This window comes from Halobiforma lacisalsi AJ5 (genome assembly GCF_000226975.2).
GTDB lineage: Archaea > Halobacteriota > Halobacteria > Halobacteriales > Natrialbaceae > Natronobacterium > Natronobacterium lacisalsi.
Genome location: NZ_CP019285.1, coordinates 3937808 through 3952724, shown reverse-complemented (window position 1 = coordinate 3952724; position 14917 = coordinate 3937808). Strand labels below are relative to the sequence as shown.

Below are 14917 nucleotides of genomic sequence, written 5' to 3'. Positions count from 1 at the left end.
GGGAAGAACCGACCGCCGTCGATGTCAGTAAACGACGGTCGTTCCGGCATCGATACTGTCGGTCTCCGCCGCGACGTGCGTCGCGAGTTTGATCATCTGGTTCGAGAAACCGTACTCGTTGTCGTACCAGGCGAGCACTTTCACGGTGTCGTTGGCCGCGACCATCACGGACTCGAGATCGACGTACGAGCCGAACGGCAGGCCGACGATGTCCCGCGAGACGATCTCGTCGTCGGTGTAGCCGAGGACACCGGCCAGCCTGTCGTCGGCCGCCGCTCGGATCGCGTCGAGCACCTCCTCCCGTTCCACGTCCTCCTTGATGTTGACGGTGATGTCGGTGATCGAGCCGTTCGGAACCGGAACGCGCATCGCCATCCCCTCGAGTTTGCCCTCGAAGGCGGGCAGAATCTCGCTGGTCGCGCCCGCGGCGCCGGTCGTCGTGGGGACGATGTTCTCGGCGGCTGCGCGGCCGCGCCGCCGTTTGTCTAGCGGGGCGTCCACGAGTTCTTGACTGCCGGTATAGGCGTGGACGGTCAGCAGGAATCCCGAGACGACCTCGAACTCGTCGTCGAGAACCTGGAGAACCGGCGCGACGGAGTTCGTCGTACAGGAGGCGTTCGAGACGACGTCGGCGCCGTCGTACTGCTCCTGGTTGACCCCGTAGACGAACATCGGGACCTCCTCCTCGCCTTTCGGCGGCGCCGAGATGACGACCTTGTCGGCGCCGGCCTCGAGGTGCTGGGCCGCCTCCTCGCGGGTCCGGAACAACCCGGTCGCCTCGAAGGCGACGTCGACCTCGAGTTCGTCCCACGGGAGTTCCGACGGCTCGCGCTCGGAGAGCAACTGGAACTCCTGGTCGTCCACGAAGAGGGTGTCCCCGCGGCGGGAGACGCCGTCGAGCCGGCCGTGAACCGAATCGTACCGGAGGAGATACTCCATGTCGTCGTCGTCCATCACGTCGTTGATCGCGACGATGTCGACGTCCTCGTGCGTCAGCGACGCACGCAGGAGACACCGTCCAACTCGACCGAAGCCGTTGAGTCCGACTCGAAGCGTTTCGTCGGCTCCCTGACTGCCGCCATTGTGATTCGGCCCCATGGTCGGCAATCCGCTACCGGCGGATAAATTAGTTGCCCCCGAACGTTAGAAATCGGGAGATAAAAGCCTTCTAACTGCTATCTTCTCTCGAGTACCCCAAACTGATACGACCGTCGTCGTCGTCCGGACGAGTACGGACGATGCACGCCCCTTCGCTACCGGACCGATCGCTCGACGCGTACGCCGCCGTGACGGAGCGCGACCGCCTCGAGCGACTCCGTTCGCTCGCCGGGACGCTCTCGGACGCGAGCGTCCTCCACGTCAACTCGACTGCGACCGGCGGCGGGGTGGCGGAACTGCTCCGTTCGATCGTGCCGGTCTGCAACGACCTCGGCATCGACACCGACTGGCTCGTCATGGACGCCGATGACGACTTCTTCGAGGTCACGAAGGCGATCCACAACGGCCTCCAGGGGAGCGCCGAGCCGCTGACGGCGGAGATGGAAGCGATCTACCGGGCGGTGACCGACCGGAACGCGGCCGAGGTCGAAAAGCGGTACGACCTCGTCGTCGCTCACGATCCACAGCCACTCGGCATGCTCGAGAGACTCGCGGAGCGGCTGCCGAACGCGCCGATCGTCTGGCGGTGTCACGTCGATCTCACCGACCCGGTCGACGAGTACCTCGCGTTCGTGTCGGCGTACGCGGACCGGATCGATCACGCCGTTTTCAGCCGTGCCGCGTACGCGGCAATCGACGCCCCGGAGACGAGCGTCGTCTATCCCTCGATCGATCCGGTAACCGAGAAGAACCGGGCGCTCGACGCGGCGGAGCTCGCGACCGAACGGGACCGCCTGGACCCGCTCTCGTTCGACGCGCCGGTCGTGACCCAGGTCTCCCGCTTCGACCCGTGGAAGGATCAGTTCGGCACGCTCGAGGCGTATCGCAGGGCCCGGGAAACCGTCCCAGGACTCCAGCTGGTGCTTGCCGGCGGCATGGCCGGCGACGATCCGGAAGGGCTCGAACTGTACGAGCAGGTCGCCAGCGAGGCGGTCGACGATCCGGACGTCCACGTCCTGACCGATCTCCCGGATACGACGGTGAACGCCCTCCAGCGACTGTCGGACGTCGTCGTCCAGAAATCCTTGCGCGAGGGGTTCGGACTCGTCGTCTCGGAAGCGCTCTGGAAGCGTACTCCGGTCGTCGGATCGACGGTCGGCGGCATCCCGCTACAGGTCGAAGACGGCCGGAACGGCTACCTCGTCGAGCCGGACGACGCTGCCGCCGCCGGCGACCGGATCGTCACGCTGTTCGAGGACGACGAGCGCCGGACCGAATTCGGCGCGAACGCCCGGGAACACGTCCGCGAACGATTCTTACTCCCGCGGCAACTCGAGGATCTCCTCGGGGTTTTCGTCGAGGCGCTGGAACCGGACTCCTGACGGGCACTCTCGGATGACGCCAGGGAACTGCACCCCCACACCATTATCCGCCGCGGCGGTGAAGGGACCCAGGACGCTCCCATGAGCCGGCTCATCGATTCGATACTGATACCGACCGACGGCAGCGACGGGGCACTCGCAGGGGCCACACGCGGGATCGCCCTCGCGTCCCGGACCGAAGCGGACGTTCACGTTCTGTCGGTCGTCGAGTCCCGAACCCCCGCGGTGGACGCCGAGGAGTTCGAGTCCGCGCCGTTTACGGAGGAAGCCGAGGAGGCGGTCGAGGAGATCGCACGGCTCGCCGGGGAGTACGACGAGGACCTCGAGGTCACGACCCGGGTCAGGGAGGGGACGCCGTTCCAGTCGATCAGGGAGTACGCCAACCGGCGCGACATCGACGTCATTGCGATGGGAACGAAAGGCCGAACGGGGCTCGACAGGGTGCTCCTCGGGAGCGTGGCCGAGAACGTCCTCCGAACGGCACGAACGCCGGTCCTCGCCGTCCCGTCGAAGGCCGTCGAACTCGATGCGGTCGACGTCGCGTTCGACCGATTCCTCCTGCCGACGGACGGCAGCGACGGGGCGGCGATCGCGACCGAGTGGGGGATCGCACTCGCGAGTCGCCTCGAGTCGTCCGTGCACACGCTCTATTCGATCGATACGGATTCCTTCGCCGATGTCGAGGAGTTCGACGACCTGCTCGAGGCCCTCGAGGATCGGGGCGAGGAGGCGATCGATGCGGTCCGGGAGTACGGCGAGGACGCCGGCGTGAGTGTCTCGGGAGCGATCGCGAAAGGCTCCCCGGTAGCCGAGATCCCGGGATATGCGACCGAGAACGACGTCGACCTGATCGTCATGGGCACGCACGGCCGGACTGGGATCGGCCAGTGGTTCCTCGGAAGCGTCACCGAAAACGTGGTTCGGCAGGCCGAGGTACCGGTCTTCTGCGTCCCGGTGAGCGCCGACTCGCCGTGACGCCGTCGGCTACCGATCGCTGGCCACGGCGAGTTCCAGAACGAAACTCGAGGACGAGACGATGTCGCCGATGCCGACCGTCCCCGCCGGCTCGTCGACGACGCGATTCGGACAGGCAGCCACCGTCGAAGTCTCGAGGACGCCTTCCTCGGCCGTCTCGCCCAGCTGATCCGCCAGCAGTTCGATCGCTTTCCGTCCCATCTCCGAAGGCTCGTACGCCAGCCCCGTCTCGAGGTCCCCGGGTTCCGAGATGTGCCCCAGCGCCGCCTTCGTCGCGGCGTTGACGGCGGCGAACTCGAGCCCTCGCCGAAGCGCCTCCGGCGAGTGGTACGACTCCATCACGGCGAGGTGATACTCCATCGCGTGCAACTGGAGACAGTCGACGTCGAGGTCCTCGCGTGCCGCCTCGAGCATCCGGTAGTGATCGAGGATCTCCGCCGGTTCGAACGGCGTCGCCTCCGACGGCGGATCCGTCACCACGTCCAGCCCTGCGTCCTCGTGGAGCATCGCCAACTCGTGTGTGTCCGCGCCGACGACGTTCGCCTCCGGCAGGATCAACTCGTACATGCTGTGCCTGAGGTCGTCGTCGTGGGTGACGGCGTACTCGACGTGGACGTCGACGTCGCTCCCCGAGCGGAGTCGGCGGAGGACCTCGCGTGCGTGGCGGTGGGTCTCTTCGTACCCGTCCTCGACGTGGTCGGGCGTGAGGTTGTGATACCCCGCGAGGAGGGCGCCGTCGACGTCCGCGCCGACCTGGCCGATCGCCTCGTCGAGGTCGCCGGCAGTCAGGTCGAACTCCGGCGGCCTCGAGGCGGCGATGAACCGGGTGTCCTCCGTCGCAGTCGCGCCGAAGAACTCGTCTCCCTTCCTGAACTCGAACACCCAGTTGATCTTCGTCCGATCCGTGTCGACGGCCTCGAGCAGGGGGACGTAGCGCACCTGACCGTCTTCGACGGCCGGGTACCGCACCTCATCGGGGTGTTCGAACATCGAGAGTTGGCGCTCGGAGAGCAGGTACGTGTACGTGATCGGCGCGGTGTTCAGAGCGGTAAGCAGGTTGGTCATGATCCCCGCCTGGCCACCCATCTGCTGGCTGTCGGGTTCTAGCTCCGACTCGAGCACGGTCGCGAACTCGTCGGTCATCGCGATCTCGTCCCCCCGGCCGGCAGCCATCGTGTGTGCGATCGCCGCCGCGAGTTCGCGTTTCGACTCGAGGGGGCCCGACGGCAGTTCGGATCCGGGATCCGGGGGTCGCTCGAGGAACGATTCCAGTTCCTCGTCGACCCGAACGATCGCGTCGACGTTGGCGTTGTAGGCGACGAATACCGGGAGGTCCTCGAGTGCGGCGACGTCCGCTTCCAGTCTGGCGTGGGCGTCCTGCATGGCACGGCTCCCTCCCAGACGCAGCGGGATAATCCTGGGGTACCCGCGTCGTTCGTTGCCCCCTGCGAACTCGTTGTCGTCCGCGTACTCCGAGCGACAGACCCATGTCACGGGAGACGTTCGTCCGGTGGCTAGAGGAGTTGAGCGGCGACGATACGGAGGCCGTCGGGGGAGGGCGACCGAAGGCAAATGGAGGGACGACGGTCTCGAGTAATATCGAAAATGGGGTTCAGTCGTCCTCGACTGTTACCCAGAAAGGTGTTCGTCGGCCATGCCGCCGTTCAACGCGGCGCTTTACCCTGTATTGATAGGGCGAATTAGTAAATATCTATCTTAACTACCGACCAAAAATTATTACTTACGAGAATGATTTGATCTCATATGGTGTTCCGGCGTCAGCTACTTGCTTCAGGAGGGTCTTTTATTAGTCTCTCTTTTGCTGGATGTGTTAGTAATTCTGAACCCGAGGGTTCGGATGCAGCGTTCAGTGATGATCCATCTTTTTCTATTCCACCTGAAGAAAATCTGGCTTCGAGACGAAAGATAGACTCAGAGAGCCGTGCAGGTTCAATTCAAGGCTCAGTAGCAGCATACGATAATCTAAAATCTGAAAATATTATAGCTATAGGAAATTACCGTGTTTTGACAAATGGTCAGGAATGGAAGCTCACAAACTTCCGTGAAACACATGACTGGTCCCATTTTGACGAGGAGCTATTTGGGTGGGATTCAAACTTAGTCCCGAGCTCGAGAGAGGATCGCTTGGCTACTGTTAGAAACTCATCTGCATCTTATAAAGCCGAGTGGAACGTTCATTTAACACAAGCCCATACAACTCCGAGGAACTTTCTTTTCCAGTCTATATATCCTGTTGATGATCTAAGTGTGGATGAGCGAATTGCTGAAATTGGAAATACTATAAAATTTTCAGAAACAAATACTTTAGTTAGTGATGAATGCCGCGTAGATATATCTTATTCATTAATATATGGAGACATTGAATAATAGTAAAATTTAGACGTTTAAGCTAATATGGGTAGTATGCCCAGGCTGTTGTTTCTTGAAGTGATTCCGACAGCGTCTTCCACCGAGAAAACGTGACCTCACAGGTTGTACCGCGCCCGCCGCTACTCGAGCGCGTCCTCGAGCCGGTCGATGAACTCGGCGTTGCCGACGTGCAGCGGCACCCTGTCGTGGAGGTCGTCGGGTTCGATCTCGAGTATCGACGTGCTACCGTCGGAGGAGCGACCGCCGGCCGCCTCGATGAGGTACGCGATCGGGTTCCCCTCGAACTGCAGGCGGAGTTTCCCGCGAGGGCTGCCCTCGAGGGCGGGATACGCGAAGATCCCGCCGTAGGTCAGCACCTGGTTGACGTCGCCGATCATCGCCCCACCGTACCGGAGTTTGTGGTCGGGGTTCGACTCGATCTCCCGGACGAACTCCCGGAACTCGTCGTGCCAGTGGGGTACCCGGCCGCCGAAGCCGTAGACGAGCGGATCGTCGGGCAGGGTGACGTCCTCTTCGACGACGGTTCGCTCGCCGCCGGTGAGTTCGTACTTCGTGACCGACCCGTCGCGGGCGTACGCCATCGTCGTGATCGGCCCGTAGAGGATCCAGCCGGACGCGACCAGCGCGGACCCGGGCGCCGGGAGCGGTTCGTCGTAGATGCCGAACACCGTTCCCATCGTGTTGTTCGACTTCAGGTTCGACGAACCGTCGAGCGGATCGACGGCGACGGAGACCCGGTCGTCGCCGCCGTCGATGATCTCGGACCGCTCCTCGCTCGCGTACTGGGCGACGCCGTCGATCGACGTCAGCCGGTCGGCGAGCAGTTCGTCGGCCCAGACGTCGGCCTCGACCTGGGTCTCGCCGCTGGGGTTCTCCGCCCCGGCTTTTCCTCTGCGACCGACCAGTCCCTGCCGGATCTCGGCCGCCGATCGGGCGATCGTGGCGACGACGTTCTCGACGGGATCGAGACCGGGGTCAGGTTCGGGATCGGTAGCGTTCATCCTACTCCGTGGCCTCGAGCGCGGCGTCGGCCGTCTCCTCTTCGAAGATGACCTTCTCGAGGGCGTCGAGGATCCGGGTGGGGTCCTCGCGCTGCCAGACGTTGCGGCCGACGGCGAGTCCCTTCGCGCCGGCGCTGATGGCGGCCTCGACGGTCGAGAGGAACTCGTAATCGGAGGTCTTGGAGCCGCCACTCATCACGACTTTCATGTCGCCCGCGGACTTGCAGGCGTGTTCCATCGCGTCGGGGCTGCCGGGATATTTGACCTTCGCGATGTCGGCGCCCAACTCGAGCCCCAGACGGGTCGCGTAGGAGATGACCTCCGGCTTGGTGTCGTTTTTCAGCCCCTGGCCGCGCGGGTACGACCACATGACGACCGGCAGGTCGTGTTCGCGGGCCGCCTCCTGGACGTCGCGGAACTCCTCGGCCATCTCGACCTCGTGGTTCGAGCCACCGTAGAGGGTGAAGCCGACGGCGTCGGCCCCGATTTCGGCGGCGTAATCGACCGACCAGTTGACGGCCGAGTCGTACTCGCCCATCCAGAGGTTCGAGGTGCCGTTTACCTTCGCCAGCAGGTTGACGTCGTCCCCGTAGCTCGGATAGTACCCCTCGGCGATCCCCTTCTGGACCGCCATCGCGGTGACGGCGTCGTGGGTCGCCGTGTCGAACACCGTCGAGGGGTCCAGTTTTTCGGGAACCTCCTCGAAGTCGGTCGGTCCGTGCTCGAGTCCGTGGTCCATCGCGAGAATCAGTGATTTGCCGTCGCGGACGATCGGGGAGTCGTCGATCGGGAGCATCTGGTAGAGTGTCCGACAGTCCAGTATATATCTCTGGTGGTCCGGATTATCGAAATTACGTACTTCTGTAGTAATAGTGGGCGAAATCGGGGGACGGAACGGCCCCTACCCGCAGTAGGAACGGCGTTCTCGAGGGGCGATTCGAGAAACGGATCCGTTCGCACCGGGTCGGGCGATCAGTCGATCAATTCCCGGGCGTTGTGTCGCCACGCGCGGACGTGCAATACGTCCAGATCGAGCGCGTCCGCCACCTCGCTCGCGTGGACCGTCGCCAACCGCTCCGCGGAGACGATCCCACCCTCGGCCAGCGCGTCGGCGTCGTCCGGACCGACGCCCGTCACCGCCGTCACCGGCGTCGGCTTCGGGTACGGCCGCTCGTCGGGTCGCTCCCGGCCGACGGTGTCGAACTCGGCCTCGTACTCGAAGGACTGCCAGTCCTCGTCGTCGCTGACGGCGATCCACTCCCGTTCGGCCTTGCCGAGGCCGCGAACCTCGCTCGAGCGACGGTCGAGGTCGCCGTCCCCGTCGGCGTCGCTGACGAACGACCACGGCAGGGAGAACCGCCTGCGCAGCGCGTCCGCGACCGACTCCTCGAGGCCGGCCTCCAGCAGCGACCGGTAGGAGTGGTGCTTCTCGCGAACTGCGTCGGGATCGAGGTCGGCCTCCTCGAGGGCGGCCCGCTCGTCGGGCTCGAGTGACGTCCCCTGTGGGTCCGCCTCGGCCCCGCCCTCGGAGCCGACCGATTCGACGACGTATTCCTTGCTCACGCGATCCACCAGTTACCCGTATCTCACACTGTCGAGTCTTGAATTTTATTGTCGGCTGAACTGAATTCCGCGTGGCCTCCGGAGTGGGCGGCCCGACCGGACGTCCCCCCGGTCCGCCTGCTCAGGACCCGGAACCGGCGGCCTCGACCGGCACACTTACGGAACCGTCGGATGAACCACCGCGCATGGTTCGCGATCGGATCGAACGGATCGGCGTCGTCGGTGCAGGGACGATGGGAAGCGGCATCGCCCAGGTCGCGGCGACCCACGGCTACGACGTCGTGATGCGGGACATCGAGCAGGAGTTCGTCGACAACGGCTTCGAGACGATCGAGGACAGCCTCGAGCGGCTGGACTCCCGGGGTGACCTCGAAGAGGATCCCGAGACGATCCGCGGTCGCATCGAGGGAACGACCAACATCGAGACGTTCGACGACCGCGACCTCGTGGTCGAGGCCGCCCTCGAGGATCTCGAGGTCAAACAGGACGTCTTCGCCGACCTCGAGCGGGTCTGTGACGAGGACGTCGTCCTCGCGACGAACACGAGTACGCTCTCGATCACCTCGATCGCTTCCGACCTCGAACACCCCGAGCGCGTGATCGGCCTTCACTTCATGAACCCGGTTCCGATCATGGAGGGTGTCGAGGTCGTCGTCGGGGAGAAGACGACCGACGAGGTCACCGATCTGGCCCACGACCTCGCCGAGGACCTCGGGAAGACGACCTGGGAGTCCGACGACAAGCCCGGGTTCGTTACCAACCGCATTCTCATGCCCTGGATCAACGAGGGCATCCGGGCCTACGACGAGGGCGTCGCCTCGAAGGAGGATATCGACGCGGGGATGGAACTCGGCACGAACGTCCCGATGGGGCCGCTGACGCTGGCCGACCACATCGGTCTCGACGTCTGCCTGCACGCCTCCGAGACGCTCCACGAGGAACTGGGCGACCGGTACAAGCCGGCCTACCTCCTCAAACGGAAGGTCGAGGCGGGGGATCTCGGGAAGAAGACCGGGAAGGGCTTCTACGAGTACGAGTAGTACGAGTCCCGCCGCCGCAGTCCCGCCGCGTCCGCTTCGAGCCACAGCCTCGGGACAGCCAGGACGTGTTGGGATACTTTTATTTTCGCTCGAGCGGACGGTCGAGACGTGTCCCCTCCGCCCTCCCCTCGAGACCGATCGACAGTCAGCGGGTCGTCCCCACCAACGCGGCTCTTCACGGGCCTCGCGGTCGTCCTCGTCGCCGCCCTCGCGGCCGTTACCGTCCTCGCCGTCGCCGGGGTCGGCCCTGTGACGGCCGGCCACCCCCCGCTGTCGGTCTGTGGGGTCTGTGGCTCCGACGGGATCGACGGCGCGACCGGATCCGGGACGCTGGATATCCACCTCGACGAGCGCGGCAACGCCCGCTTTATCGCCCGCGTCCCGGTCGCCGACGACGCCGCAGTGACCTACCGGACCGATCCCGACGCGCTCGAGTCCGCCGTCGAGGCGGCCTGGTACCGCTACGACGTCGCCGCGGACGAGGCGACCGATCTCGAGGCGTCGGTCGAGGACGGACGGGTTCGCGTCGGCTACGACGTCCCAGACGTCGCACAGTCCCGGGTCGGCGACGGCTGGGTGGTCGACTACTTCTACGCCGCCGACACGCAGTATCGCTACGGTTTGCGCGCTGATCGCGTCACGATACACGCACCCGAGGGAATGGTGGTGACGAACGACCCGACGAACGCCGCCGTCGAAGGCCGTTCGGCGACGTGGACGCCCGATTCCGAGGTTACGAAGCGTACCTATCTCACCTACGGACCGACGGGCGTCGACGGAACCGTCGCCTCCTGGGGCTCGGCGGCCGCGGTCTTCGGCCCGGAACTGATCGATCACGGTGTCCGCGCAAGCGTCGCGCCGGTCGCCGTTGTCGGGCTCGCGGTCCTCGCTGCCGGGCGGTTTGGCGGCCGGCACCGGGGAGTGGCCGGCGGCCTCGAGCGGGCCGTGCTCGAGCGCGCCACCGGCGCAGTCGGTCTGGAACCGACGGGACGGACGCTGTTCGCCCTCGTCGTCGTCGCGAGCGGAGTCGTCGCGGTCGGCTGTTGGCTGACCGTCGGTCCCGGGCTCGGCGTCCTGACCGGTACGTTCGGGCTGGCTGTGGGACTGTTCCTTCCGTTCGGGTACGCCCTCGAGCGGGGCGGCGGCCGATGGATCGGATTGCTCGCGACGGCGGCACCGATCGCTGCGACGACGGCGTTTGCGCCCTACTACGTGCTCGGTCTCGGACCGCTCGCGGGGGGCGCCTTTTTCGTTCCCTGGGCCGTCGTCGCCGGCCTCGTCGGCTATCGACTGTCGTTGACCGGTCGCGCCCTCGCGACCGATCTGGTGGGTTGAGATCACACACCGAACGGTTATGATCGTTCAGGATACAGTGGAAATGATGGGATCATCGAACCGGCTGGGATCCAGAGCCGCAGGTCGGCCGATGGTCGTGGCGATCGGTGCGTGGTATCTCCTCCTCGCAGTCGCGACTGCTGTCGTCCCGACGTCCCACGACGCTTCGCTCGTTGCGGTCCTCGTCGTGTTCGCGTTCATCGGCGGCTCCGGGGCCGTTATCTTCGTCGGCGGCTACCGGCTTCCCCGGACGGACATCGATCCGCTGTTCTATCCCGTCATTTCGACCTGGTGTCTCGTCGGTATCGGGGTAATGGTCGCGATCCTCGCGCTGTACCACGCCCAGCCGGATACCGGCCTCTCGGAGCCCGCACGGTCGCTGCCGATACTCACCGGCTTCAGCGCCGTCGCCGGGTTCGGCGTCGGGCTCTACGCCGCCCGGGCAAAGACTCACGCCAGACGCCTCGAGCGACAGAACGAACTGCTCGAGCGGACGCGAGCGCAACTCGAGGAGGCGAAGAGCGGTTAGAGCAGTTCGCGTACGCGGCTTCCCACGACCTGCAGGAGCCGTTGCGGATGGTGACGAGCTACCTGCAGTTGCTCGAGCGGCGGTGCGGCGACGATCTGGACGCGGACGGCGAGGAGTTCCTCGAGTACGCGGTCGACGGCGCCGAGCGGATGCGGGCGATGATCGACGGCCTGCTGGCGTACTCGCGGGTCGAGACCCGCGGGGAGCCGCTCGAGCCGGTCGACCTGAACGCCGTCCTCGAGGACGTTCGGAAGGACCTCGAGCTCAGGATCGAGGAGACGGACACCGATCTCGAGGTCGGCGAGTTACCCCGCGTCGAAGGGGACCCGAGCCAGTTGCGACAGCTGTTCCAGAACCTGCTCTCGAACGCGATCGACTACAGCGGGGACGAGCCGCCCCGGATCGAAGTCGTCGCCGACCGGGACGGCGAGGAGTGGATCGTCTCGGTCAGCGACGAGGGCGTCGGAATCGGCCCCGAAGAACAGGAGCGAATCTTCGAGGTGTTCCAGCGACTGCACAGTCACGAGGAGCATCCGGGAACGGGGATCGGACTGGCGCTGTGCAAGCGGATCGTCGAACGTCACGGCGGCGAGATCCGGGTCGACTCGGAACCGGGAGAAGGGGCGACGTTTTCGGTTGCCCGCGGCGACCACCGAAGTGGCCGCCGGAGCCGGCGAACGCGGCCCGGCGTAGCCGGACTCACGGCCCCTCGAGTTCGATCGATCCGCTGTAGCTGACGAGAGATCAGTGGTGCAGCGGCTTCTCCGCCATCTCCTGACGGAGTTCCTCGAGTCGGGAGCGGGAGATGTCGTCCTCGAACTGCTGGATCAGCGCGTAGACTTCCGCGCGTGGCACCTTCACGTCGCCCTCGCGGACGACGTCTTCCGGCCGTTCGCGGAGTTCCCGCATCGTCCCGACCGCGAGCAGGTACGGGATCGCCCAGGCCGACAGCCGATTGCCGTGTTTCTCCGGGACGACCTCGAGGTAGCGGTGAGCGTCGTCGACGTACGTCTCGGCGCGACTGGTGACCCGTCGGATGACGTTCGTGACGGCGCCGTGGTTCTCCGCGTCGGTGACCGCCTCGGCCGGCACCTCCTCGTCCGCGAGCCACTCGGCGGGAAGGTAGACGTTGTTCTCCTCGTGGTAGTCGTTTTCTACGTCCTTGGCGATGTTGACCAGTTGCAAGAGCAGGGCGAACGAGCGGGCGTTGTCCCGCATCTCTTCGGCTCGCTCTTCGGAGGCGCCGCGAGCGACCAGGCCCGTGATCAGCGTCCCGACCGTACCCGCAGCGTACCAGCAGTACTCCTCGAGTTCCTCGAGCGTCTGCAGGCGGAGTCCGCCCTCGTCGGCGTAGCGATCGGTAAACATCGCCATCCCGTCGACGAGTTCGCGGACCGGATCGCGCATGATCTCCCGGGGCTCCTCGTCCAGGGACTCGAAGGTCCCCAGCACGCGTGGTGTCCGAGCGACGACTTCCCAGTCCTGGTCGCGCTCCTCGGGGGCGGGGAGCCAGGGTTCGACTTTCTCCATGAACGTCGCGACCGTTCGGTCGGTGTCTGTCTCGGGATCGAGCAGCCGATCGTACTCCTGGAGCAACTCGGTCTGGGTCTCCGGCGGGATGTGGCCCGCGTCCTCGATCGTATCTGCGACTCGACATAAGAGGTAGCCGACGCAGATGTGTCTCGCCATCGGCTCCTCGAGCCGATCGATAGTAATCGAGAAGGTCCGCGAAACGCCGTGAACCGCGTCGAAACACCACTCCAGGTCGGCGTGGATTCCGTATTCGGGCTGGCCGGAGGTCATCTACTCGAGACTATTTTGAGCCCTTCCCGGAAAAACGCCGCGGTCCCGGCGGAATACGGTCGCCACGTGCGGGCCTGACCGATCGCCGTTTCCGTCCGTCGTCCTCGTCGGCTCCGGGCGGGCGTTCGACGGTGTTCCCGGCGTGCAAGCGGCCGTTCCGACGATATCGATCGTGTCCACCGGAGTGAACGCGACTCGAGTGTACCAACAATGAAGGGACGACCCCACGATACGTCCCACATGGACTTCGCACTCTCGGCAGAGCAGCGCCAGATCCGGGATATGGTAGCGGAATTCGTCGACGAGGAGGTCGTCCCCGTCGCCGACGAGATCGACCACGAGGACGAGTTCCCCCAGGATCTCGTCGACGAGATGGGCGAACTCGGCCTGATGGGAATGCCCTTCCCGGAGGAGTACGGCGGCGCCGGCCTCGACTACCACTCCTACGCGATCGGCCTCGAAGAAATCTCGCGCGGATCGGGCGGCCTGGGAACGATCGTCGCCGCCCACACCTCGCTCGCGGGCAACATGCTCTACGAGTTCGGCGATGAGTCCCAGAAGGAGGAGTACCTCACGCCGCTGGCCGAGGGCCGCGACGTCGGCGCGTTCGCCCTGTCGGAGGCCGGCGCGGGCAGCGACGTTCCTGCCATGGAAACGACTGCCGAGAAGGACGGCGACGAGTACGTCCTCGAGGGCAGCAAGCTCTGGATCTCGAACGGCTCGGTCGCCGACACGGTCACGGTGTTCGCCAAGACCGACCCCGAAGCCGGGAACAAGGGTATCTCCTCGTTCGTCGTCCGGCCCGAGGAGGACGACGGGTTCATCGTCGAGAACACGGAGGAGAAACTCGGCGACAAGGGGTGTCCGACCGCCGAACTCCGGTTCGACGACCTTCGGATTCCCGAAGACCGCCTGCTGGGCGCCGAAGGTGACGGCTTCGTCCAGGCACTGAAGACCCTGAACGGCGGCCGCATCACCATCGCGGCCCGCGGCGTCGGCATCGCCCGCGCGGCCTTCGAGAACGCCCGCGACTACGCCAACGAGCGCGAGCAGTTCGGCCAGCCGATCGGCGAGTTCCAGTCGATCAAACACAAGCTCGCGGACATGGACACGAAGATCCAGGCCGCGAAGATGTTGATGCACAAGGCCGCGGACAAGAAGATCCGCGGCGAGAACTACATCAAGGACGCCGCTCAGGCGAAACTGTACGCGAGCGAGGTCAGCCGCGAGGTCGCCAACGAGGGCATCCAGATCCACGGCGGCTACGGCTACACGAAGGACTTCCCGGCGGAGCGGTTCTACCGCGACGCCAAACTCAACGAGATCTACGAGGGCACCAGCGAAGTGCTCCGGAACACGATCGGCGACCAGTTGCTCGAGGAGTGATCGTCCCCGCGTTCGGCTCCGTGAGGTCTACGCGGAGCCGAACGGCGTGACGAACCCTCGAGGGGGCGTTGTGTCCCCCGATCGGAATCGCTTTTTCGACCGCAAGCGGCTATTCTGACCCAGCGTCGTCCTCGAGACAGCCCTGTACCCACTCGTAGTGGTCCTCGACGCGTCGCTGCCCGGCGTCGGTCAGCGCGTACGCGTCGTGGATCCCCTCCGTTCGCTCCTCGACGAACCCCGAATCGACCAGCGCGGACAGCGAGCCGTAGAACGACTTCGGATCGATCCGCTCGTCGTAGTGGGCCTCGAGCCGGGACTTGAGTTGCTGTCCGCGCAGTTCGCCGTCCGCGGCGAGCAGGAAACAGACGTCCCGTCGCCGGCCGCTCTGGAGCCACTTCGTCATAGATAGAGGGC

The 14917-nt window shown here is 65.2% G+C and carries 13 protein-coding genes and 2 pseudogenes; 8 read left to right on the top strand and 7 right to left on the bottom strand.

Annotated elements, in window-relative coordinates:
* Nucleotides 1-24: 24 nt before the first annotated feature.
* The gene (gap, locus tag CHINAEXTREME_RS19245) at nucleotides 25-1098 is read right to left on the bottom strand and encodes a type I glyceraldehyde-3-phosphate dehydrogenase (RefSeq protein WP_007140603.1); all 1074 of its coding nucleotides are present in this window, start codon (nucleotides 1096-1098) and stop codon (nucleotides 25-27) included.
* A gap of 140 nt (nucleotides 1099-1238) precedes the next feature.
* Between gap and CHINAEXTREME_RS19240 the strand changes: the two genes are divergently transcribed.
* Both CHINAEXTREME_RS19240 and CHINAEXTREME_RS19235 read left to right on the top strand, forming a co-directional pair.
* Nucleotides 1239-2480, top strand: a complete 1242-nt coding sequence (locus tag CHINAEXTREME_RS19240) for a glycosyltransferase (RefSeq protein WP_007140604.1) — start codon at nucleotides 1239-1241, stop codon at nucleotides 2478-2480.
* 81 nt (nucleotides 2481-2561) lie between these two features.
* Nucleotides 2562-3455 carry a universal stress protein gene (locus CHINAEXTREME_RS19235; RefSeq protein ID WP_007140605.1) on the top strand — a complete coding sequence of 298 codons (894 nt, stop codon included), beginning with the start codon at nucleotides 2562-2564 and terminating at the stop codon, nucleotides 3453-3455.
* A gap of 9 nt (nucleotides 3456-3464) precedes the next feature.
* Here the strand turns inward: CHINAEXTREME_RS19235 and CHINAEXTREME_RS19230 are convergent, their stop codons facing one another.
* Complete coding sequence (locus CHINAEXTREME_RS19230) at nucleotides 3465-4838, bottom strand: ADP-dependent glucokinase/phosphofructokinase (protein ID WP_010546697.1); 1374 nt, start codon at nucleotides 4836-4838, stop codon at nucleotides 3465-3467.
* A gap of 381 nt (nucleotides 4839-5219) precedes the next feature.
* Here CHINAEXTREME_RS19230 and CHINAEXTREME_RS21585 point away from each other — a divergent pair, with 381 nt between their 5' ends.
* The gene (locus tag CHINAEXTREME_RS21585; RefSeq protein WP_152423883.1) at nucleotides 5220-5843 is read left to right on the top strand and encodes a hypothetical protein; all 624 of its coding nucleotides are present in this window, start codon (nucleotides 5220-5222) and stop codon (nucleotides 5841-5843) included.
* A gap of 122 nt (nucleotides 5844-5965) precedes the next feature.
* On the opposite strand, the gene CHINAEXTREME_RS19225 is transcribed toward CHINAEXTREME_RS21585, so the two are convergent.
* The 3 genes from CHINAEXTREME_RS19225 to CHINAEXTREME_RS19215 form a co-directional block, all read right to left on the bottom strand.
* Nucleotides 5966-6847: a class 1 fructose-bisphosphatase gene (locus CHINAEXTREME_RS19225; RefSeq protein ID WP_007140607.1), complete on the bottom strand. Its 882-nt coding sequence runs from the start codon at nucleotides 6845-6847 to the stop codon at nucleotides 5966-5968.
* Between the two features lies 1 nt (nucleotide 6848).
* The gene (locus CHINAEXTREME_RS19220; protein WP_007140608.1) at nucleotides 6849-7643 is read right to left on the bottom strand and encodes a class I fructose-bisphosphate aldolase; all 795 of its coding nucleotides are present in this window, start codon (nucleotides 7641-7643) and stop codon (nucleotides 6849-6851) included.
* A gap of 176 nt (nucleotides 7644-7819) precedes the next feature.
* Nucleotides 7820-8419 (bottom strand): hypothetical protein, encoded by a 600-nt coding sequence (locus CHINAEXTREME_RS19215; protein WP_007140609.1) that lies wholly within the window; start codon nucleotides 8417-8419, stop codon nucleotides 7820-7822.
* A gap of 176 nt (nucleotides 8420-8595) precedes the next feature.
* Between CHINAEXTREME_RS19215 and CHINAEXTREME_RS19210 the strand changes: the two genes are divergently transcribed.
* The 4 genes and pseudogenes from CHINAEXTREME_RS19210 to CHINAEXTREME_RS19195 form a co-directional block, all read left to right on the top strand.
* Nucleotides 8596-9450: a 3-hydroxyacyl-CoA dehydrogenase family protein gene (locus CHINAEXTREME_RS19210; RefSeq protein ID WP_007140610.1), complete on the top strand. Its 855-nt coding sequence runs from the start codon at nucleotides 8596-8598 to the stop codon at nucleotides 9448-9450.
* 108 nt (nucleotides 9451-9558) lie between these two features.
* Complete coding sequence (locus CHINAEXTREME_RS19205) at nucleotides 9559-10785, top strand: hypothetical protein (RefSeq protein ID WP_007140611.1); 1227 nt, start codon at nucleotides 9559-9561, stop codon at nucleotides 10783-10785.
* A gap of 19 nt (nucleotides 10786-10804) precedes the next feature.
* Nucleotides 10805-11188 (top strand): annotated as a pseudogene (locus tag CHINAEXTREME_RS19200) (histidine kinase); the annotation flags it as partial.
* An 81-nt stretch (nucleotides 11189-11269) separates the two neighbouring features.
* Nucleotides 11270-12051: pseudogene (locus CHINAEXTREME_RS19195) on the top strand (sensor histidine kinase); the annotation flags it as partial.
* A gap of 7 nt (nucleotides 12052-12058) precedes the next feature.
* On the opposite strand, the gene CHINAEXTREME_RS19190 reads toward CHINAEXTREME_RS19195, so the two are convergent.
* A complete protein-coding gene (locus CHINAEXTREME_RS19190; RefSeq protein WP_007140614.1) occupies nucleotides 12059-13117 on the bottom strand; it encodes a phytoene/squalene synthase family protein in 1059 nt (352 codons plus the stop codon).
* A 240-nt stretch (nucleotides 13118-13357) separates the two neighbouring features.
* Between CHINAEXTREME_RS19190 and CHINAEXTREME_RS19185 the strand changes: the two genes are divergently transcribed.
* Nucleotides 13358-14503, top strand: coding sequence for an acyl-CoA dehydrogenase (locus tag CHINAEXTREME_RS19185; protein WP_007140615.1), 1146 nt, complete (start codon nucleotides 13358-13360; stop codon nucleotides 14501-14503).
* A gap of 109 nt (nucleotides 14504-14612) precedes the next feature.
* Here the strand turns inward: CHINAEXTREME_RS19185 and CHINAEXTREME_RS19180 are convergent, their stop codons facing one another.
* A complete protein-coding gene (locus CHINAEXTREME_RS19180; protein WP_007140616.1) occupies nucleotides 14613-14906 on the bottom strand; it encodes a helix-turn-helix transcriptional regulator in 294 nt (97 codons plus the stop codon).
* Nucleotides 14907-14917: the final 11 nt, after the last annotated feature.